The following is a 20,992-nucleotide window of genomic DNA, read 5'->3' as shown; positions in this document are numbered from 1 at the left end:
AACGCACGTGTTCGAGTACTTCCCCACCGGCCCCTACACCTGGAACCTCGGCGTCGTCGCCACGCTGAACTCCGGTGGCCTCATCGACGAGGTGGACCGCGCCTGCCGGCCGATCAAGGACGCCGCGAACGCCGGCGAGGACGCCGGGACACCGGAGTTCCTGCGCGCATGGCGTGCGCTGACCGACCAGCTGGTGGCCCAGGCGGAGGACGCCGAGAAGGCCGGGCACACCCGCACCGCCGGCCAGCTGTGGTTCCGCGCCAGCAACTACCTCGCCCAGGCCGAGCGGATGCTGGCCCACTCCGACCCCGACCGGGTGCCTACCTACCGGCGGATGCTGGAGATCGCGCAGAAGGCGTTCGAGCTGCACAGCCCGCGGGTCTCCCGCGTCGAGATCCCGTACGAGGGCACCACCCTGCCGGCCTACTTCAGCCAGGCGCCGGCCGCGGACGACGGCCCGGCCCCGGTGATGGTCCTGGTCAACGGGCTGGACTCCACCAAGGAGCACATGTACGCCTCCAGCCACTGGGAGGAGCTGGCCGCCCGCGGCATCTCCTGCCTGATGCTCGACCAGCCCGGCACCGGGGAGGCGCTGCGGCTGCAGGGGCTGACCGCGCGGATCGACACCGAGGTCTGGGCGGGTGCGGCGGTGGACTGGCTGCAGCAGCGGGACGACGTGGACGCCTCCCGCATCGGGATCGTCGGCTGGTCGCTGGGCGGCTACTACGCCCCCCGGGCGGCGGCCTTCGAGAAGCGGCTCGCCCTCTGCGTGGCCTGGGGTGCCAACCACGACTGGGGCGCGGTGCAGCGCCGTCGCAAGGAGCGGGAGGGCGAGCGCCCGGTCCCCCACTACTGGGAGCACGTCCTGTGGGTCTGGGGCAAGGACGGCGACGAGCACCACCTCGACGCGTTCCTCGACTTCGCCGACGCAGTGAACCTGGACGGCGTCGTCGAGCAGATCACCGTGCCGTTCCTGATCGCGCACGGCGCCAACGACCGGCAGATCCCGCTGGAGATGGCGCACCGCTCCTACGACCAGGCCGTCAACTCCCCCAAGCGCGAGCTTCGGGTGTTCACGCCGGAGGAGGGCGCGACCGAGCACATCGGTCTCGACCACCTGCCGCACGTCAGCACCTTCATCGCCGACTGGGTGGCCGACACCTTCGCCGAGCTGAAGCGCTGACCGTGACCGCGCCGCTCCTGCGGCAGGTGGTCCCGCTCTGCCGCGTCGTCGTCGACGACGACCACGCCGGCGACCCGACGGCCTGGGGTCGGCACACCATCCGAGTCGATCAGCCCGGCGCGTGCGCCAGGAGGTAGCGGACCGCCGTCTCGCCCAGGTGGGCCACGAACGCGTCGTCGTCCAGCGGGGACGGCGTCGCGAAGGCCGGGCCGTACGCGACGCGGATCATCGTCGCGGCGAACACCGTGCCGAAGCAGGACCGGACCGCGGCCTCCGGTTCCGGGTGCGCGATGGCCTCCCCCGCCCGGAGGACCACGGCGGTGAAGCCGTCGCCGAGTTCCCGCGCGTACCGGTCGCCCCGCCGCTGCACCTCCTCGTGCGCCGCGGACAGCAGGACGATCGCCTTCAGGAACCGCTGGTGGCGGAGGGAGATGCCGACCGTCTCGCCGACCGCGGCACGGACCAGGTCGGCGGGCGCCAGGCCGGCCCACCGGTCCCCGTCGGCGAAGACGCCCTGCTCGGCGCGCAACCGGCCGATCCCGTGCTCGTACACGGCCAGGAACAGCGCGTCCTTGCTCGTGGTGCGGGCGTAGATCGCCGTGGGCGCGACGGCGGCGCGCTCGCAGAGTGCCGCGATCGTGAAGGCGTCGTACCCGGCGTCCTCGAGGATCGCGACCCCCGCGTCGAGCACACGGTTCCAGGCCTCGCGGCTGCGCTGCTGCTTGGGCGGGCGCACCTCGAGGGCAGCAGGCAGGACGGCGTCGGTCACGGCGTGATCCTTCCCCCTCCCGGCTCCCCGTGACGCCCCCTTGACAGGAACGTGACGGGCACTACAGTTCCCGGCTAACTGTAGCGTCCGCTACGGTTTTTGCATCCCCCCGTCGAGGTGCCCGATGACCCATTCCCCCGCCGGACGCGTCGCCGTCCTGGGCGCAGGCCCCGCCGGCATGGCCGCTGCCCTCGGCGCGCTCACGGCCGGCCACGACGTCGTCGTCTACGAGCGCTACCGCGAGGCCCGCCCGGCCGGCAACATCCTCAACCTGTGGCCACCGCCGCTGAAGGCGCTGCGCGCGCTCGGGGTGGACACCACCGATCTCGGGGCGCCCTCCCACTCCGAGTTCCGCAATCTGCAGGGCAAGGTCCGCGTGGACGTGAAGCTCGACGAGGACGTGAGGCAGGCGTTCGGCGGGGGCTTCATCGGACTGCTCCGACCCGAGCTGTACGAGCGCATGCTCGCCGCGATCCCGCCGGGTGTCCTCCGGTTCGGGCAGCAGGTCGACCGGATCGAGCAGGACGGCCGCGCGGTGACCCTGCACTTCGCCGACGGCACGACCGCCGAGCACGACGTCCTGGTGGGCGCGGACGGCATCGACTCCCTCGTCCGCCGCACGCTCTGGGGCGACGCCCCCAAGCGCGAGCACCGCCTCCACATCTTCGGCGGCTTCACGTTCGACGACGTCGCCGGCACCGTGCCGAACACGTGCGTCCTCACCCACAGCCGGACCGTCCAGGGGAGCTGGACCTCCATCCGCCACAAGGGCCGCGACGGCCACCAGTGGTGGGTCCTCACGTCCACCGACCCGGACGCCCCGGCACCGGCCGACCTCAAGGCTGCGGCGACGGAGCTGGCCGCCGGCTTCCCCGCGCCGCTCCCGGGGCTGATCGCCGCGACCGAGCCGGAGAACGTCCAGCGCTGGGTGCTGCGCGACCGGCCGGCGCTGGCGCAGTGGTCGAAGGGGCGCGCCACGCTGGTGGGCGACGCCGCGCACCCCACGTCGCCCTACGCCGCCTACGGGGCCGGCATGTCGATCGAGGACGGCTACTTCCTCGGCGTCGCCCTCCGCGGCGTGGACCTCAGCGACCTCGCGGCCGTGCGGCAGGCGCTGCAGTCCTACGAGGACCCGCGCAAGCCGCACACCGCCAAGCAGGTGCAGATGGCCTACGTGCTGGGGAAGGTGTTCCACCACGTGCCGGCCCCACTGCGGCCGATCCGCGACTTCGTGTTCGACCACACCCCGTTCCTGCAGAAGATGGCCGGCGACTCGAACCCCCGCGAGATCAACAAGCAGCTCGCGCTGATCGAGGGCTGAACCGTGCTGATCGTGATCGGCAGCGCCACGGCCGCGCCCGGACGTCGCGACGAGCTGCTCGACGCCGCCAGGACGATGGCCGCCGCCACCCGTACCGACGGCGGTTGCCTGGCGTACTCCTTCGCCGCGGACCTGGAGGACGACGACCGCATCCTCAGCATCGAGGTGTGGGCGGACCGGCCCGCTCTGGACGAGCACATGACCCACGACCACACGCGGGAGTTCCTCCGGGTGGCGCCCGGCCTGGTGACCGGCGAACCGGTCATGTCGTTCCACGACGTCGCGGAGGCCGGACCCTCCGTGGGCCTCACCCGTGCGAACGGCTCACGGGGCCGTCCGGCGGAACCCGCCGGACGGTAGGAAGGACCCATGACGCAGCCCTTCCCCACCCTCGCCGAGCTCGCCGCGGAGGAGCAGGAGCTCCAGCTCACCTCGTTCACCAACGAGGACGCCTGGGTGCTCGGCTGCGCGCTGGTGGCCGCCGCGCGCCGCGACGCCGCACCGGTCGCCGTCGAGATCACCCGCAACGGCCACCGGCTCTTCTCCGTGGCGCTCCCCGGGGCCACGCCGGACAACGCCTCCTGGATCGAGCGGAAGTCGCGGGTCGTGCACCGGTTCGGGCACAGCTCGCTCCACGTGCGCCAGGACAGCATCGAGCGGGGCACCACCTTCGAGGCGGAGTTCGGGCTGGACCCGCAGCTCTACGCGGCGCACGGCGGCGCGTTCCCGATGCTGGTCCGGGACGTCGGGGCGGTGGGCGTCGTCGCCGTCTCCGGCCTCCCCCAGCTGGAGGACCACCGGATGGTCACCGAGACGCTGCGGGAGCACCTCCGGCGGTGACCCCTCCCGGCCGTGACGCGGGAACAGGTCCGGTGGACCGCAGCGGTGGCGGCGTCCCGCCGTCCTCGGTGCCGCGGATCCAGGCGACGAGCAGCGCGAGGGCCGCGACGACGTGGACGATGCCGGCGGGGACCCACATGATCGCGCCGGCCAGCTGCTGGTCGGCCAGCGGCTCGAGGCCCCACACCTGGGTCGTCGTCGCGTAGCCGGAGTACCACGGGGTCCGGGCGAAGACGAGCAGCAGCGAGAGCAGCGCGCTCGACATCGACATCCCGAAGAGCAGCAGCACGCCCAACCCGGCCGGGACCCGCGCGGCCCGGACACCGACGACGGTCCGCCAGAACAGCACCCCGGTGACGAGGAAGGTCCCGTGCTCGGCAGCATGGATCACCGGGTCCTGCAGCGCCGCGTCGTAGAGCACGCCGGCGTGCCAGGCCCAGAGGGCCCCGACGTGCAGCAGCCAGGCCGGGACCGGGTGCCGGAGCGCGTGCACCCCGGCGGCCAGCCCGCGGCGTCGGCGCCACCGCAGGATCGCCCGGCGCACGGCATCGGGGCTGCCGCGCAGGAGCGTCCCTCCCGGTGCGCTCATGGCGAGCAACGGTGCGGCGACCAGGGTGAGCAGCAGGTGCTGGACCATGTGCGCCGACGCCAGCACGCCGCCCAGCGCGTCGACCGGTGACAACAGCGCGACGGCGAGCGCGACGAGTCCGGCACCGAAGCACCACGGCCGCCAGGCCTCGGCCGCCCTGTTCGAGGACCGGCCGCGCTGGTACACCACGGCCGCCACCAGGAGACCCCCGAGGGTCAGCGGGTCGGCGTGCCACGCCCACCACAGGTCGTGGGGTGCCAGCGGTTCGTCGGCATGGGCCAGGATCACGCGCACGCACCCAGGAACAGGGCGGGCAGTCCCACGAACAGCACGGTGGCCAGGCCCAGCAGGGAGAGGAGGAAGCCGCCGAAGGCGAGCGGCCGCCGGTCGACGAGCTCGTCGGCGCCCGCCTCCGGGTGGGCGCGCCGCAGCGCCCGCCACCGGGCGTAGCCCCACCACGCGGTGGCCACGCAGGCGAGCGCGGCCACCGCCGTCGTCACGAGCGTGACCACGGTCGGTACCGGCGGGTCGAAGGCGTCCAGCCCCGGTCCGTCACCGGTGCAGCCGGCCTCCGTCACCAGGTAGACCAGCATGAAGTGGACGGAGCTGATCACCGGGCCGGCGAGGAAGACGACGACCGCCGTCACCGCCCGCGTGTCGACCGAGACGTCGACCGGGGCGGGCGTGCCGCCGCCGGCCGTGGCCGTCTCCTCCGGGGGGAGGGGTCGCGCCCGCCCGGGATCCCGGGTGGTCACGTCAGCACCGGCCCGAGGTAGAGGGTGCCGAAGCCGACCACCCAGATCACGGCCATGGCCACCCAGAAACGCGCCACGTTCGCGATCGGCGCGTGGCGTCGATAGGTGTAGGTGCCCCGGGACGCCCAGAAGACCACCATCGTCAGCATGATGAGCGCGGCCGCCGCGACCACGATCACGAAGCCGGCCAGGGTGTAGAAGATCGAGCCGTAGGCGTGGGCGGTCCACCCCACGTCGAGCTGCACCAGATCGGTGACCTGGAGCGCCACCCCACCACCGGCGAGGACCAGCGCGGCGTACAGCCCGCCCCGGAAGCCGCGCATGTCCCCTCCGGCGATCTTCCGGCGCGCGAACGGCACGCCTGCCGCGCTCACCGCGACGAGCGCCGCGGCGATCGACGCCTGGAGCAGCGGCGGGTCGCCGACGCCCGCCGCCGGCCACTGCGGGTTCTCCAGCCGGAGGTAGAAGTAGCTGAGCAGGAGGGCGGAGAAGGCCACCGCGACGAAGAGGATGGCGAGCAGGGTCCCGGACCGCGCGACGATCACGCTGCCGTGGGCGTTCACCGGGACGCCGTACTCGCGCTCGAACTCGTCCTCCTCGTCCGGGGTCATCGGCGGGGGCTGCGGCCAGTTCCAGGCGATGACGGCGGCGATGATGATCAGCGCACCGACGCCGGCCCCCCACCGCAGCTTCACCAGCTCGCTGAGGAAGATCAGGACCACGCCCATCGCGGTGACCAGCGGCCAGATCGAGGGGTTGGAGACCCGGAACACCTCCACGGGGCGCGCGTCCGCCGTGCCCACCACCACCGCCGCCCGCCACTTCAGCGGCCACTGCCCGAGCCCGCGCACGAAGTGCATCAGCTGCGGATCGCCCCGGTCGAGCCGCTCCTGGTCCCACAGCGGGTGCCGGCTGCGCACGATCGGCGGCTCGGTCCAGCTGTGCTCCTTGGGCGGCGACGGCAGGGCCCACTCCAGGGTGTCGGCTCCCCACGGGTTGGCGTCGGCCGGCTCGCCCCGCCGCAGGGTGCGGAAGACGTTCCACACGAACACCCCGATGCCGGGGACGATGATCAGCACCCCGATCGTCGAGATCAGGTTGAAGATGTCCCAGCCCTGGCCCGACGCGTAGGTGTAGACGCGGCGCGGCATCCCCATCAGCCCGACCTGGTGCATGGGGAGGAAGGCGACGTTGGCACCGGTGAACAGCAGCCAGAAGTTCCACTTGCCCAGCCGTTCGTCCAGCAGCTTGCCGGTGAACTTGGGGAACCAGTAGTAGACGCCGGCGAAGATCGGGAAGGCCACACCGCCGATCAGCACGTAGTGCAGGTGGCCGACCACGAAGTAGGTGTCGTGCGCCTGCAGGTCGAAGGGCACCGAGGCGACCATCACGCCGGTGATCCCACCGATCACGAAGATGATGAGGAAGCCGATCGTGAAGAGGAACGGCGTCTTCCACACCGGCCGGCCGGCCCAGATGGTGGCCAGCCAGGAGAAGATCTGGACGCCCGCCGGGATGGAGATGGCCATGCTCGCCGCCGCGAAGAAGCTGAGCACCAGCGGTGGCAGCCCGACGGCGAACATGTGGTGCGCCCACAGCGCGAACGACAGGAACCCGATGCCGACCAGCGAGGCGACGAACCAGAGGTAGCCGACCGGACGGTGCCGGACGAAGACGGGGATGATCATCGCCACGACGCCGACCGCGGGGATGAACTGGATGTAGACCTCGGGGTGCCCGAAGATCCAGAAGAGGTGCTGCCACAGCAGCGAGCTGCCGCCCTGCTGCGGATCGAAGAACTGGGTGCCGAACCCGCGGTCGAGCTCCAGCAGGAGGCTGCCGATGATCAGCGGGGTGAAGGCGAAGACGATCATGAACGCCATCACCAGGAACGCCCACGCGAACAGCGGCATCCGGGTGAGGGTCATGCCCGGCGCCCGCATCTTCAGGATGCCGATGATGATCTCGACGCCGGCGGCGATGGCGCCGACCTCCGCGACACCGAGCCCGAGGATCCAGAAGTCCACCGCGAGGTCCGGGGAGTACTCCGGTCCGGAGAGCGGCACGTAGGCGAACCAGCCGACGTCGGGCACCAGCTGGAACAGCGCGCTGCTGTAGTAGAGCAGCCCGCCGAACAGGAAGGTCCAGTAGGAGAAGGCGCCCAGACGCGGGAAGGGCATCTCCCGGCTGCCGAGCATCGACGGCAGGATGAGGATGGCGAAACCCTCGAAGATCGGCAGGATGACGAGGAACATCGTCACCGAGCCGTGGTTGGTGAACAGCTCGTTGTAGAACTGCGGGCTGACCAGCTCCTGCTCGGGGAAGGCGAGCTGCAGGCGCATGATCAGCGAGTCGAAGCTGCCGCCGAGGAGCAGGAAGAAGAACCCGGTCAGCAGCAGGCGCTTGCCGACCAGGTCGTTCTGGACGCCGGTCAGCTGGCCGCGCAACCCCGGGGGGTCGTCCCAGAGCCGGTCGAGCTCCTCGGCCGTCTTCGGGTCGGTGACCTCGGGGGTGTACCGCCCCGGGTCCCTGGCTCCGGTGCCCGCGCTCACTGCTGGCTCTCGATCCACGCCGCGAAGTCCTCGGGGCTCTCCGCGACGACGTGCACCTGCATCCTCGCGTGCTCCAAGCCGCAGAACTCGGCGCAGGGCGCGCCCCACTCCCCCGGCTCGTCCGCCTGGAGCACGAGGACGTTCACGCCGTCGGGCAGCATGTCCATCTTGCCGCCGAGCTCCGGAACCCAGAAGCCGTGGATCACGTCCGCCGACGTCAGGTGGAACTCGACCGGCCGGCCGACCGGCAGGTGCAGCTCGTCGACCGTGGTGACCCCGGCTTCCGGGTAGGCCACCTCGAAGTACCACTGGTTACCGGTGACCTCGATGACCAGCGCTCCGGGCGGGGCGTCCTCGGCCAGCGTCCGCATCGCGGCGATCGTCGCGCCGAACACGACGACCAGGACGAGCACCGGCAGGACCACGCCACCGCCCACGATCCAGCGCCGCTCCGAGGGCGGCGCCTCCCCCTCGCGCCGGTGGCGGAACAGACCGATCGCCAGCAGGACGGCGAAGAGGACGAACACGGCGACGCCCAGCCCGAGCATCAGCCACCAGGTGTCGGCGATCGACTCCGCTCGAGGGCCTTTCGGGTCGAGGCTGCCGCTGCTGTCCCCGTTCACCGGCGGCCTGCCGCACCAGCAGACCGGCCGGCGCGCCCGGAGGGCGATGCGCGGACCGAGGACGGCGGCGAGCCACGCAGCACGCCGGCCGACGGAACACAGGTCATGCCGCCTCCACCAAGATCAGAGCCGCTCGACCGTATCGGGCGCAGGCCGTGGGAGCGACCTCAACCGGAGTCGACGCCTCCAGCTCCCCGGCGGGCCGCCGGCAGCGCGGGGTCTGCGGTCGCGTGCCCGTACGACGTCCGGGAGGGTGGGGATCCCGACGTCCCCGCCGTGGTGCGGGCCGAGGCCGTGGCACGGCCCCGGCCGCGCCCCACCGGCCGCCCGTCCACGAGGAGCAGGTGCATGCCCGAGCCCGCCGGAGAAGCCGCCACCCACCGGAAGGTCGTCGTGGTGACCGGTGCCAGCGGGGGGATCGGCCGGGCCACCGCGGTGGCCTTCGCCCGCCGGGGCGACGCGGTCGCACTGCTGGCCCGGGGCGAGACGGGGCTGGCCGCCGCCGCCGCCGACGTCCGCACTGCCGGTGGCACGCCCCTGACGATCTCCGTGGACGTCAGCGATGCGGGCGCCGTCGAGGCGGCCGCCGACCGCGTGGAGGCCGAGCTCGGCCCGATCGACGTCTGGTGCAACGTCGCCTTCAGCACGGTCTTCGCGCCGTTCGCCGAGATCTCCGCCGCGGAGTGGCGGCGGGTCACCGAGGTCACCTACCTCGGGTTCGTGCACGGCACGATGGCCGCGCTGCGCCGGATGCGGGCACGCGACCGGGGCACCGTCGTCCAGACGGGGTCGGCGCTGGCCTACCGCGGCATCCCGCTGCAGAGCGTGTACTGCGGCGCGAAGCACGCCATCAAGGGCTTCACCGAGGCGGTGCAGACCGAGCTGCGGCACGACGGCAGCAACGTGCACGTCACGCTGGTCGACCTGCCGGGCGTGAACACCCCGCAGTTCGACTGGGTGCTCAACAGGCTGCCGAAGCGCCCGCAGCCGGTGGCGCCGGTCTACCAGCCCGAGTTCATGGCGCAGACCCTGGTGCACGCCAGCGAGCACCCGCGCCGCCGGGCGTGGTGGATCGGCATCCCTACCGTCTACACGATCCTGGGCAGCAGGTTCGCCCCGCAGTTCCTCGACCGCTATCTCGCCCGCACCTCCTACCGGGGGCAGCAGCGGGGCCAGGACGCCCGGCCCGACGATCCGGTCAACCTGTGGGAGCCGGCCGACGGCCCCGGCGGGCACGACTTCGGCCCCCGCGGCAGCTTCAGCGGGCGGGCCTGGAGCTCCGATCCGCAGGTCTGGGCGGGCCGGCACCACGGTGCGCTCGCCGCCGTCGGCGCCGGCCTGGCGGCCGCAGGCGTCGCCCTGTGGCGGCGTGCGTGAGCCGCCGGCCGGCCGGTTGAGGGGCCGGACGGCGGCGATGCCCGGCCGCATCGAGGACTACGGCCTGATCGGCGACCTGCAGACCGCCGCACTGGTCGGCCGTGACGGCTCGATCGACTGGTTGTGCCTGCCGCGGTTCGACTCGGCGGCCTGCTTCGCCGCGCTGCTCCACGACGAGCGCGCCGGCCGCTGGCTGCTGGCACCGGCTGCGGGCGGGACGTGCACCCGGCGGCAGTACCGCGGGGACTCGCTCGTCCTCGAGACCGAGTGGGAGACCCCCGACGGCACCGTCCGGGTCATCGACCTCATGCCCATCCGGGGCGAGGCGGCCGACGTCGTCCGGGTGGTCGAGGGCGTCTCCGGCCGGGTCGCCATGCGGACCGAACTGCGGCTGCGGTTCGACTACGGGCACGTGCCCCCGTGGCTGCGCAGGCAGGACGGCGACCTGGTCGCGATCGCCGGCCCGGACGCCGCGTGGCTGCGCACGCCGGTGCCGCTCGAGGACTCCGAAGGCGCATGCACGGCGGAGTTCGAGGTCGGCGCCGGCGAGCGGGTGCCGTTCGTGCTCACGCACGCCCCGTCCTACGCCGCACGGCCACGGCCGGTGGAGGCCGACCGGGCGCTGGCGGACACCGAGACCTTCTGGGCCGACTGGATCGGCCGCTGCGACTACACCGGCCGCTGGCCGGACGCCGTCCGCCGCTCGCTGCTGACGTTGAAGGCGCTGACCTACGCACCCACCGGTGGCATCGTCGCCGCGCCGACGACCTCGCTGCCGGAGGACCTCGGTGGCGTGCGCAACTGGGACTACCGCTACACCTGGCTGCGCGACGCCACGTTCACCCTCCAGGCCCTGCTCGGCACCGGGTACGTGCGCGAGGCCCGCGCCTGGCGGGACTGGCTGCTGCGCGCGGTCGCCGGGGACCCGGCCGATCTGCGGATCATGTACACCCTCGACGGGGCCCGGCGGATCCCCGAGCAGGAGCTGCCGTGGCTGGACGGGTACGGGGGATCGGCGCCGGTCCGCATCGGCAACGCCGCAGCCGGCCAGTTCCAGCTCGACGTGTGGGGCGAGGTCCTCGACGGGCTGCACCTGTCCCGCGAGGCCGGCCTGAGCACCATCGACGACGCCTGGCGGCTCCAGCGCGGGCTCCTGGACTTCCTCGAAGGCAACTGGGACCGGCCGGACAACGGGCTGTGGGAGGTCCGCGGCCCGCGCCGGCACTTCGTGCACAGCAAGGTCATGGCCTGGGCCGGTGTCCACAGCGCCGTCCAAGCCGTCGAGCGGCACGGCCTCGACGGGCCGGTCGACCGGTGGAAGGCCCTGCGCGCGGAGATCCACACCGACGTCTGCACCCGGGGGTACGACGCCGCCCGCCGGACCTTCACCCAGTCCTACGGCTCCCCCGGCCTGGACGCGGCACTGCTGCTGATCCCGCGGTTCGGGTTCCTCGACTGGCGGGACGACCGGGTCGTCGGCACCGTCGAGGCCGTCCAGCGAGAACTGACCGAGGACGATCTGCTGCTGCGCTACCGGACGGACGCCGACGACGGGTCGGTGGACGGCCTGCCCGGGCGCGAGGGCACCTTCCTGGCCTGCAGCTTCTGGCTGGTCGACGCACTGGCCGGCATCGGCCGTCCCGCGGAGGCCGAGCGGCTGTTCGAGCGGCTGCTCGGGCTGCGCAACGACCTGGGGCTGCTCGGCGAGGAGTACGACACCCGCGCGGGCCGGCAGGTGGGCAACACCCCGCAGGCGTTCAGCCACGTCGGCCTGGTCAACGCGGCACGGCACCTCAGCGGCACCCCCGCCGCGGAGGAGAGCCCGGACGGCCCCGGGGGGTGACTGTGACGAACCCGTGACACGCCCGGAGGCCCTGTTTAGCCGCCCCCCCGAGGTGGCTAGGGCGCGACGAGACGTTGCCGCGCTCGACCCGTAACCGTGGAGGTCACCATGGCCCAGACCGTCGCCGACTACCTGCTCGCCCGCCTGCGCGAATGGGGCGTGCGCCAGGTGTTCGGTTATCCCGGCGACGGGATCAACGGGCTGCTCGCGGCCTGGGGGCGGGCCGACAACGACCCGGAGTTCGTACAGTCCCGGCACGAGGAGATGTCGGCGTTCGAGGCCGTCGGCTTCGCGAAGTTCAGCGGCGGGTTCGGCGTCTGCGCCGCCACCAGCGGCCCCGGAGCGATCCACCTGCTCAACGGGCTCTACGACGCCAAGCTCGACCACGTGCCGGTGGTGGCCATCGTCGGGCAGACCGAGCGCTCGGCGATGGGTGGCGGCTACCAGCAGGAGGTCGACCTGCTCAGCCTCTACAAGGACGTCTGCAGCGACTACGTGCAGATGTGCACCGTCCCCGAGCAGCTGCCCAACCTGATCGACCGGGCCATCCGCATCGCCGTCAGCGAGCGGGCTCCGACGGCGCTGATCTTCCCCTCCGACGTCCTCGAACTGGACTACGAGCCGCCCGGCCACCAGTTCAAGGAGGTGCCCTCCAGCCTGGGCATCGCCCCCTCGAAGCCGCAGCCCGACCCGGCCGCCGTCCGCCAGGCCGCCGAGATCCTCAACGCGGGCGAGAAGGTGGCCCTGCTGGTCGGCCAGGGCGCCCGCGACTGCCAGGAAGAGCTGACCCAGGTCGCCGACCTGCTCGGCGCCGGTGCCGCCAAGGCGCTGCTGGGCAAGGACGTGCTGCCCGACACCGAGCCCTGGGTCACCGGCGCGATCGGCCTGCTCGGCACCAAGCCCAGCTACGACCTGATGATGGGCTGCGACACGCTGCTGACGATCGGGTCGAACTTCCCGTACACCCAGTTCATGCCGGAGCTCGACCAGGCCCGCGCCATCCAGATCGACCGGTCCGGCAGCTGGATCGGCATGCGCTACCCCTACGAGCTCAACGTCGTGGGCGACTCGAAGGCCACCCTCCAGGCGCTCATCCCGCTGCTCCAGCGCAAGTCCGACCGCTCCTGGCGGCAGAGCATCGAGGACGGCGTCGCCGACTGGTGGCAGACCATGGAGCGGCGGGCGCTGACCGACGCCGACCCGGTCAACCCGATGCGCATCGTGCACGAGCTCTCCGAGCGGCTGCCGGCCAACGCGATCGTCACCTCCGACTCCGGCAGCGCGGCGAACTGGTACGCCCGGCACCTCAAGGTGCGCGGCGGCGTGAAGTGCTCGCTGTCCGGGACGCTGGCCACGATGGGCCCGGGCGTGCCCTACGCCATCGGCGCCAAGTGGGCGCACCCGGACCGGCCGGCCATCGCCCTGGTCGGGGACGGCGCCATGCAGATGAACGGGCTGGCCGAGCAGATCACCATCGCCCGGTACTACAAGCAGTGGTCCGACCCTCGGCTGGTCACCGCCGTCTTCCACAACGACGACCTCAACCAGGTCACCTGGGAGATGCGGGCCATGGAGGGGGCACCGAAGTTCGCCGAGTCGCAGACCATCCCCGACATCGACTACGCCGCGTTCGCCCGCGGGCTCGGCCTGCAGGCCATCAACGTCGACAAGCCCGAGGACGTCGGGCCGGCGTGGGAGGCGGCACTGTCGGCCGACCGCCCGACGGTGCTCGACATCCGCTGCGACCCCGACGTGCCCCCCATCCCCCCGCACGCCACCTTCGAGCAGGCCATGGCCACCGCCAAGTCGGCGCTCAAGGGCGACGAGGACGCCGCCGGCTTCATCAAGCAGGGGGTCAAGCAGAAGGTGCAGGAGTTCCTGCCCGGCTCCAAGGGCGACGGCTGAGGCGCGGCCGGTGACCTCGGTCGACCTCCCCGCCCCCGTCGTCCGGCCACCGGAGGGCGCTGGTCCCCCGTCCGCTCTCGACGTCGCCGCCCTGGAGCGCGACCTGCGCGCCCGGGTGGACGGCGAGGTGCGGTTCGACGCCGGATCCCGCGGCGCGTACAGCACCGACGCCTCCAACTACCGCCAGGTGCCGATCGGGGTGGTGGTCCCGCGCTCGGTGGACGCGGCGGCGGAGGCGATCACGGTCTGCCGGGACCACGGTGCCCCGGTGCTCTCGCGGGGCGGCGGGACGAGCCTGGCCGGCGAGTGCACCAACACCGCCGTCGTCCTGGACTTCTCCAAGTACTGCACCCGGCTGGTGTCGGTGGATCCCGGGGCACGCACCTGCGTGGTGGAGCCGGGCATCGTGCTCGACCGGCTCAACGCGCAACTGGAGGAGCACGGGCTGGAGTTCGGCCCGGAGCCGGCGACGCACAACCACTGCACGATCGGCGGGATGATCGGCAACAACGCCTGCGGTGCGACGGCGCAGCGCACGGGCAAGGTCGTCGACAACATCGTCTCCCTCGACGTGCTGCTCTACGACGGCACCCGGATGACCGTCGGCGCCACCTCCGACGAGGAGTACGCCGCGATCGTGCAGGCCGGCGGGCGGCGGGGCGAGGTGTACCGGCAGCTGCGCGAGCTGGCCGACCGGTACGGCGAGCAGGTCCGGGAGCGCTACCCCGACATCCCCCGCCGCGTCTCGGGCTACAACCTGCAGGCGCTGCTGCCCGAGAAGGGCTTCGACCTCGCCCAGGCGCTGATCGGCTCCGAGAACACCCTCGTGACGGTGCTGCGCGCCGAGCTGCGGCTGGTACCCGTGGTCGAGCACCGCGCGCTGGTGCTGCTGGGCTACCCCGACGTCGCCGCCTCCGCCCGCGACGTGCCGGCGATCGTCGAGCACCAGCCGATCGCCCTGGAGGGTCTGGACCGGCACCTGATCGGCTTCCAGCAGGCCAAGGACCTGAACCCCGACACGCTGGCCCTGCTGCCCGAGGGACCGCGCGCCTGGCTGCTGGTCCAGTTCGGCGGCGAGACCGGCGACGAGGCGAGCGAGCGGGCGCGGGGCTTCGCCGACCTCGTCGGCGGCTGGGAGAGCGGGCCCACGGCGACCGTGTTCGACCAGGGCGTGCACCAGGCCGACATCTGGAAGGTGCGGGAGGCGGGGCTGGGGGCCACCGCCCGCGTGCCCGGGCAGCCCGACGCCTGGCCCGGGTGGGAGGACTCCGCCGTCGACCCGGCCGACCTCGCCGACTACCTGACCGACCTGCAGCGGCTGTACGACGAGTTCGAGTTCGGCCCGGTGTCGCTCTACGGCCACTTCGGGCAGGGTTGCGTGCACACCCGCATCCCCTTCGACCTGCAGACCGCCGGCGGCGTGCGGCGATTCCGCGAGTTCATCGAACGGGCCGCCGACCTGGTGGTCTCCTACGGCGGGTCCTTCTCCGGGGAGCACGGGGACGGGCAGGCCCGCGGCGAGCTGCTGCCGAGGATGTTCGGCGACGAGCTGGTCGAGGCCTTCGGCCGGCTCAAGGCGGTCTTCGACCCCGGCAACCGGATGAACCCCGGCAAGGTCGTGGCCCCCTACCGGCTCGACGAGCACCTGCGGCTGGGCACCGACTACTCGCCTGCGCAGGTGGACACGCACTTCGCCTATCCGCACGACGACGGCAGTTTCGACCGGGCCGTGCTGCGCTGCGTCGGGGTGGGCCGGTGCCGGCGCGACGAGGGTGGGGTGATGTGCCCGTCGTACATGGTCACCCGCGAGGAGGAGCACTCCACGCGCGGCCGGGCCCGGCTGCTGTTCGAGATGCTGCAGGGCCACGCGGACTCGCCCATCGGCGACGGCTGGCGCTCGACAGCCGTCCGTGACTCCCTCGATCTCTGCCTGGCCTGCAAGGGCTGCAAGACCGACTGCCCGGTGAACGTGGACATGGCCACCTACAAGGCCGAGTTCCTGTCCCACCACTACGCCGGCCGGCTGCGTCCGATCGCCCACTACACGCTGGGCTGGCTGCCGCTGGTGGCGAGGGTGGCCGGCACGGCCCCCCGGGTGCTCAACGCCCTCACCCAGGCCCCGGGGCTCCGGCGGATCGCCACGGCCATCGGCGGTGTCGCGCCGGAGCGGGAGATCCCGCAGTTCGCCGACCAGACGTTCCAGGCCTGGTACGCGGCCCGCGGGCCGCGCGGCACGGGGCAGCGCGGTGAGGTGGTGCTGTGGCCCGACACGTTCAGCAACTCGTTCCAGCCGGGGCTGGCGAAGGCCGCCGTCGAGGTGCTCGAGGACGCCGGCTGGCGGGTCGTCGTCCCGACCGACGCCGTCTGCTGCGGCCTCACCTGGATCTCGACCGGTCAGCTGGACGTCGCCAAGCGGGTGCTGCGTCGCACGATCGACGTGCTGCGCCCGCACGTGCAGGCGGGAACCCTGGTGCTCGGGCTCGAGCCGTCGTGCACCGCGGTGTTCCGCTCCGACGCCGCCGAGCTGTACCCGGACGACCCCGACGTCCAGCGGCTGCAGCAGCAGACCGTGACCCTGGCCGAGCTGCTCACCGAGCACACCCCCGGCTGGGAGCCGCCACAGCTGCGCCGGCGCGCGGTCGTGCAGACGCACTGCCACCAGCACGCGGTCATGGGGTTCGACCGCGACGTCGAGCTCATGCAGCAGATGGGGATGGACGTCGACGTCCTCGACTCCGGCTGCTGCGGGCTGGCCGGGAACTTCGGGTTCGAGCGCGGCCACTACGACGTCTCGACGGCCTGCGCCGAACGGGTGCTGCTGCCCGAGCTCCGCAAGGCCGGCCCCGAGGACGTCGTGCTCGCCGACGGGTTCAGCTGCCGGATCCAGATCGAGCAGGGGGACGCCGGGGGCCGGGAGGGTGTGCATCTGGCCGAGGTGCTGGCCGCGGCGCTGCGCGGGGACGCCGCGCAGCCCGGCGCGCGGCCCGAGCAGACGTGGGCCGACCGGCCGTCGACCCCACGGGCGGCCTCGTGGGCGGCCCTGGGCGCGGTGACCGCCCTCGGCCTCGGCACGACCGGGGTGGCGATCCGGGCGCTGCGGCGATGACCGGTCCGCCGTCCGGCCCGACGATCGACGCCGTCGACGTCTCGGTCTTCGTCGTCCCCACCGAGGGGCCGGAGGCCGACGGCACCCTGACGTGGGATTCGACGACCTGCGTGCTGGTCCAGGTCTCCGGTGGCGGCCGGACCGGACTGGGCTGGACGTACGGGCCGGCCGCCTGCGCGACGCTGGTCACCGACGTCCTCGCCGACGTGGTCCTCGGACGGCCGGCGCAGGCCGTCCCGGCAGCCTGGGAGGCGATGGTGCGCCGCTGCCGGAATGCCGGTCGCCCCGGCCTGGTGTCCATGGCGGTCGCCGCGGTCGACACCGCCCTCTGGGACCTCGCCGCCCGGCTGCTGGACGTTCCGCTCGTCGTACTGCTGGGGCAGGTGCACGACGACGTCGCCGTCTACGGCAGCGGGGGCTTCCCCACCTGGGACGAGGCCACGTCGGCCCGGCACCTCGAGCACTGGGTCGGCGACCTGGGGATGTCCGCCGTGAAGATCAAGATCGGCGAGTCGTGGGGGCAGCAGACCGGCCGTGACCTGGAGCGGGTGCGCCGGGCGCGGGATGTGGTCGGCGCCGGCGTCGAGGTGTTCGTCGACGCCAACGGCGGATACACGCCCGGCCAGGCCCGCCGGGTCGGCCGTGCTCTGGACGACCTCGGCGTCACCTGGTTCGAGGAACCGGTGTCCAGCGACGACCTCGACGGGCTGGCCGGGCTGCGTGCTGCGCTGGACACCGACGTCGCCGCGGGCGAGTACGCCTACGACCTCGCCTACGTCCAGCGGATGTGCGTCGCCCGGGCCGTCGACTGCATGCAGCTCGACGTCACCCGCGTCGCCGGGATCACCGAGTTCCGGCGAGCGGCCGCGGTGGCGGCCGGCGCCGGCCTGGAGGTCAGCGCGCACTGCGCGCCGGCGCTGCACGCGCACGTCGCCGCGAGCGTGCCGAACCTGCGCCACGTCGAGCACTTCGTCGACCACGCCCGTCTGGAGCCGATGCTCTTCGACGGGGTCCCGGAGGTGCGTGGCGGGCGCATGCGCCCGCAGACCGACCGTCCGGGGAACGGGCTGCGGCTGCGCCCCGATGCGCAGCGCTACCGCTCCGCATGACCAGCGACGCCGACGCCCCGTCCGATCCGACAGCACGCACACCCGTAGCAGGAGGGATTCCCCCGCCATGAAGGCCACCACGCTGACCGACGGCCCACCCGTGCAGCACGCACTCGTCTTCGAGACCGGCGAGGAGGTCGTGTCCGGCCTGACCGAGTGGGCGACCGGGCACGAGCTGCCGGGCAGCTCGTTCACCGCCATCGGTGCCTTCTCCGAGGCGACGCTGGGCTACTACGACCTCGACGAGCAGGAGTACGCCGAGATCCCCGTCGACGGCCAGGTCGAGGTGCTGACCCTGGCCGGGGACATCACGCTCGACGGGCAGGGCGGGTGGCAGGTGCACGGGCACGTGGTCTGCGGACGGCGGGACGGTTCCACGGTCGGCGGCCACCTGCTGCGCGCCGTCGTCCGCCCGACCCTGGAGGTCGTGGTGACGGCCGGCGCCGCCCACCTGCGGCGCCGGCACGATCCCGCTTCCGGGCTCGCGCTCATCGACCCCGCGGCAGGAGCCGGCTGAGCTGGATACGCGGGCATGGTGCGCAGGAGGGTCGTCAGCAGATCCGCGGCAGCTGCTCACCGACCGGCAGGTCCACCACGCGGGTACCTCCGAGCCCGGTTCGCGCGACGACCATCCCAGGGTGCGGCTCGACCACCGAGCCGATGACGGCCGCTCCGGCACCCAGCGGGTGGGCCCGCATCGCGGCCAGGACCTGCTCGGCGTCCTGCGGCGGCACGAAGGCGACCAGCTTGCCCTCGTTGGCGACGTAGAACGGATCGAGCCCGAGGATGCTGCAGGCGTCGGCGACCTCCGCCGGCACCGGCACCTGCCGCTCGACGATCTCCACCCCCACGCCGGCCGTCCGGGCGATCTCGTTGAGCGAGGCAGCCAGCCCGCCGCGGGTCGGGTCCCGCAGCACGTGCACGTCCGCGCCCGTCTCCAGCATCGCCGCCACCAGACCGTGCAACGCCGCGGTGTCGCTGGTGACCGTGGTGCCGAACTCCAGCCCCTCCCGGCAGCTGAGCACGGCCACCCCGTGCACCCCGATGTCACCGCTGACCAGGATCGCGTCGCCGACCCGGGCGCGACCGGGGCGGATGTCCACCCCCTCGGGCACCAGCCCGATCCCCGCGGTGTTGATGTAGACCCCGTCGCCGTGACCGGCGTCGACGACCTTCGTGTCACCGGTGACCAGCCGGACCCCGGCCAGCTCGGCCGCCTTTCCGAGCGCTTGCGCCACCTGACCGAGTTCGGCCAGCGCCGTCCCCTCCTCGAGGATGAAGGCGGTCGACAGGAAGAGCGGCCGCGCACCGGACATCGCCAGGTCGTTGACCGTGCCGTTGACGGCGAGGTCCCCGATCGAGCCGCCGGGGAAGAACAGCGGGCGGACGACGAAGGAGTCGGTGGAGAACGCCACCCGGACCCCGGCGACGTCGAGGACGGCGGAGTCGGTGAGATCCCCCGTCGCGCCGAACGCCGGCAGGAACAGGTGCTCGACCAGTTCGGCCGACATCGCTCCCCCGCCGCCGTGGCCCATGACGATGTTCGGGGAGTCGACCAGCGGCAGCGGGCAGGACCACGCAGCCAGGTCCGGACGCGCGTCGACGGCCGGCTCAGCCACGGTTGTCCACCAGTTCCAGCCGCCGGTACTGGTAGTAGGCCGCGCAGGCCCCCTCGGAGGAGACCATCGTGGCACCGAGAGGGTTGCGCGGGGTGCACTCCTTGCCGAAGGCAGCGCACTCGTGCGGCTTGATCAGGCCCTGCAGCACCTCGCCGGAGCGGCAGATCGCCGATTCGTCGGTGTGGATGCCGCCGACGTCGAAGCGCGCCTCGGCGTCGTACTCCCGGTAGGCGTCCGACAGCCGCCAGCCGCTGGCCGGGATGACCCCGATCCCCCGCCAGGCACGGTCGGTGACCTCGAAGACGTCGCGCAGCATCGCCATCGCGGCCGGGTTGCCCTCCGCCGGCACCGCCCGCCGGTAGGCGTTCTCCAGCTCGTAGCGGCCGCTCTCCAACTGCAGGACCGCGAGGCGGATCCCTTCGAGCAGGTCCAGCGGCTCGAAGCCGGTCACCACGATCGGCACCCGGTACTTCTCCACCAGCGGCGGGTACTCCGCCGTGCCCATGACGCTGCACACGTGCCCGGCACCCAGGAAGCCCTGCACCCGGCAGGACGGTGACTCCATGATCGCGGCGATCGCCGGCGGGACCAGCACGTGGCTCACCAGCAGCGAGAAGTTGGTCACGCCGAGCCGCTTGGCCTGGTACACCGTCATGGCGTTCGCCGGCGCCGTCGTCTCGAAGCCGATGCCGAAGAAGACCACCTGACGGTCGGGGTTGTCCCGGGCCAGCTGCAACGCGTCCAGCGGCGAGTAGACGACCCGCACGTCGCCACCGGCGCTCTTGACGCGGAAGAGGTCGGAGCTGCTGCCGGGCACCCGCAGCATGTCACCGAACGAGCAGAAGACGACTCCCGGCCGGGCAGCGATCTCCAGGGCCTTGTCGATCACCTCCAGCGGCGTGACGCAGACCGGGCACCCGGGGCCGTGGATCATCTCGATCTGGTCGGGCAGCAACTGGTCGATGCCGTGCCGGATGATCGAGTGCGTCTGCCCCCCGCAGACCTCCATGAGCGCCCAGCGCCGGGTGGTCACCGCCCGGATCTGGTCGAGTAGCCGGGCGGCCAGCTCGGGGTTGCTGAACTCCTCCAGGTACTTCACGGCCGTACCTCCTCCTCGGCCGGCACGCCGGCCTGCCGCGCGGCGGCGGTGAAGCCGTCGCCGAACTCCTCCTCGAGGATGCCGAGCTGCTCGAAGGCGGCCAGCGTCTCCCGCGCCGATGCCTCGTCGAGCTGCTGGATCGCGAAGCCCACGTGGACGATCACCCAGTCGTCCACCGCCACGTGGGGCACGTACTCCAGGCAGACCTCCTTGCGGACGCCGCCGAAGTCGACGTCGGCCATCAGGGTGTCGTCCCTCTCGTGCCGGGCGACGACCCGCCCCGGTACCGCAAGACACACGAT

General features: G+C 72.7%; 18 protein-coding genes. 10 read left to right on the top strand and 8 right to left on the bottom strand.

The features are described 5' to 3' along the window. Nucleotides 1-7 precede the first annotated feature (7 nt). Nucleotides 8-1,183, top strand: coding sequence for an alpha/beta hydrolase family protein (locus BMW62_RS03810; protein WP_091929519.1), 1,176 nt, complete (start codon nt 8-10; stop codon nt 1,181-1,183). Nucleotides 1,184-1,292: 109 nt separating this feature from the next. Here the strand turns inward: BMW62_RS03810 and BMW62_RS03805 are convergent, their stop codons facing one another. After that, entirely contained in the window at nt 1,293-1,952 is a 660-nt protein-coding gene (locus BMW62_RS03805) for a TetR/AcrR family transcriptional regulator (RefSeq protein ID WP_170852195.1), read from the bottom strand. A gap of 124 nt (nt 1,953-2,076) precedes the next feature. Between BMW62_RS03805 and BMW62_RS03800 the strand changes: the two genes are divergently transcribed. From BMW62_RS03800 to BMW62_RS03790, 3 genes are read left to right on the top strand one after another with little or no spacing between them, the layout of a single operon-like run. After that, nucleotides 2,077-3,273 carry an FAD-dependent oxidoreductase gene (locus BMW62_RS03800; protein WP_091929518.1) on the top strand — a complete coding sequence of 399 codons (1,197 nt, stop codon included), beginning with the start codon at nt 2,077-2,079 and terminating at the stop codon, nt 3,271-3,273. 3 nt (nt 3,274-3,276) lie between these two features. After that, nucleotides 3,277-3,633: a putative quinol monooxygenase gene (locus BMW62_RS03795; protein WP_091929517.1), complete on the top strand. Its 357-nt coding sequence runs from the start codon at nt 3,277-3,279 to the stop codon at nt 3,631-3,633. 9 nt (nt 3,634-3,642) lie between these two features. After that, nucleotides 3,643-4,113, top strand: a complete 471-nt coding sequence (locus BMW62_RS03790) for a heme-degrading domain-containing protein (protein ID WP_091929516.1) — start codon at nt 3,643-3,645, stop codon at nt 4,111-4,113. Here the strand turns inward: BMW62_RS03790 and BMW62_RS03785 are convergent. From BMW62_RS03785 to coxB, 4 genes are read right to left on the bottom strand one after another with little or no spacing between them, the layout of a single operon-like run. After that, complete coding sequence (locus BMW62_RS03785; RefSeq protein WP_170852194.1) at nt 4,079-4,990, bottom strand: cytochrome c oxidase assembly protein; 912 nt, start codon at nt 4,988-4,990, stop codon at nt 4,079-4,081. The two genes, BMW62_RS03790 and BMW62_RS03785, sit on opposite strands and share 35 nt — an antisense overlap. Further along, nucleotides 4,987-5,457 (bottom strand): hypothetical protein, encoded by a 471-nt coding sequence (locus tag BMW62_RS22450; protein WP_170852193.1) that lies wholly within the window; start codon nt 5,455-5,457, stop codon nt 4,987-4,989. The genes BMW62_RS03785 and BMW62_RS22450 overlap by 4 nt, the downstream gene beginning before the upstream one ends. Continuing rightward, nucleotides 5,454-8,009 (bottom strand): cbb3-type cytochrome c oxidase subunit I, encoded by a 2,556-nt coding sequence (locus BMW62_RS03780; protein WP_170852192.1) that lies wholly within the window; start codon nt 8,007-8,009, stop codon nt 5,454-5,456. The genes BMW62_RS22450 and BMW62_RS03780 overlap by 4 nt, the downstream gene beginning before the upstream one ends. Next, nucleotides 8,006-8,632: a cytochrome c oxidase subunit II gene (gene coxB, locus BMW62_RS03775; RefSeq protein WP_091929513.1), complete on the bottom strand. Its 627-nt coding sequence runs from the start codon at nt 8,630-8,632 to the stop codon at nt 8,006-8,008. Before coxB ends, BMW62_RS03780 begins: the two co-directional genes overlap by 4 nt. Nucleotides 8,633-8,980: 348 nt before the next feature. Between coxB and BMW62_RS03770 the strand changes: the two genes are divergently transcribed. The 6 genes from BMW62_RS03770 (at nt 8,981) to BMW62_RS03745 (ending at nt 18,489) form a co-directional block, all read left to right on the top strand. Continuing rightward, nucleotides 8,981-10,009, top strand: a complete 1,029-nt coding sequence (locus BMW62_RS03770; RefSeq protein WP_091929512.1) for an SDR family oxidoreductase — start codon at nt 8,981-8,983, stop codon at nt 10,007-10,009. Continuing rightward, nucleotides 10,002-11,852, top strand: a complete 1,851-nt coding sequence (locus tag BMW62_RS03765) for a glycoside hydrolase family 15 protein (protein WP_244523816.1) — start codon at nt 10,002-10,004, stop codon at nt 11,850-11,852. Before BMW62_RS03770 ends, BMW62_RS03765 begins: the two co-directional genes overlap by 8 nt. A gap of 108 nt (nt 11,853-11,960) precedes the next feature. After that, on the top strand, nt 11,961-13,757 hold the full coding sequence (locus BMW62_RS03760; RefSeq protein ID WP_091929658.1) for a thiamine pyrophosphate-requiring protein: 1,797 nt from the start codon (nt 11,961-11,963) through the stop codon (nt 13,755-13,757). A gap of 10 nt (nt 13,758-13,767) precedes the next feature. Further along, complete coding sequence (locus BMW62_RS03755; RefSeq protein WP_091929511.1) at nt 13,768-16,863, top strand: FAD-binding and (Fe-S)-binding domain-containing protein; 3,096 nt, start codon at nt 13,768-13,770, stop codon at nt 16,861-16,863. Next, the gene (locus BMW62_RS03750; protein WP_091929657.1) at nt 16,860-17,972 is read left to right on the top strand and encodes an enolase C-terminal domain-like protein; all 1,113 of its coding nucleotides are present in this window, start codon (nt 16,860-16,862) and stop codon (nt 17,970-17,972) included. Before BMW62_RS03755 ends, BMW62_RS03750 begins: the two co-directional genes overlap by 4 nt. Before the next feature lie 67 nt (nt 17,973-18,039). Continuing rightward, nucleotides 18,040-18,489, top strand: coding sequence for a PPC domain-containing DNA-binding protein (locus tag BMW62_RS03745; protein ID WP_091929510.1), 450 nt, complete (start codon nt 18,040-18,042; stop codon nt 18,487-18,489). A gap of 34 nt (nt 18,490-18,523) precedes the next feature. Here BMW62_RS03745 and hypE read toward each other — a convergent pair whose 3' ends face one another. From hypE to BMW62_RS03730, 3 genes are read right to left on the bottom strand one after another with little or no spacing between them, the layout of a single operon-like run. Further along, complete coding sequence (gene hypE / locus BMW62_RS03740; protein WP_244523815.1) at nt 18,524-19,591, bottom strand: hydrogenase expression/formation protein HypE; 1,068 nt, start codon at nt 19,589-19,591, stop codon at nt 18,524-18,526. After that, nucleotides 19,584-20,690, bottom strand: a complete 1,107-nt coding sequence (gene hypD, locus BMW62_RS03735) for a hydrogenase formation protein HypD (protein WP_091929509.1) — start codon at nt 20,688-20,690, stop codon at nt 19,584-19,586. Before hypD ends, hypE begins: the two co-directional genes overlap by 8 nt. Next, the gene (locus BMW62_RS03730; protein WP_091929655.1) at nt 20,687-20,989 is read right to left on the bottom strand and encodes a HypC/HybG/HupF family hydrogenase formation chaperone; all 303 of its coding nucleotides are present in this window, start codon (nt 20,987-20,989) and stop codon (nt 20,687-20,689) included. Before BMW62_RS03730 ends, hypD begins: the two co-directional genes overlap by 4 nt. Between the last annotated feature and the right edge of the window lie 3 nt (nt 20,990-20,992).

Source organism: Blastococcus sp. DSM 46786, from assembly GCF_900109665.1.
GTDB lineage: Bacteria > Actinomycetota > Actinomycetes > Mycobacteriales > Geodermatophilaceae > Blastococcus > Blastococcus carthaginiensis.
Note: the sequence above shows the minus strand (reverse complement) of the source record. Positions and strands in the feature narration are given on the sequence as shown.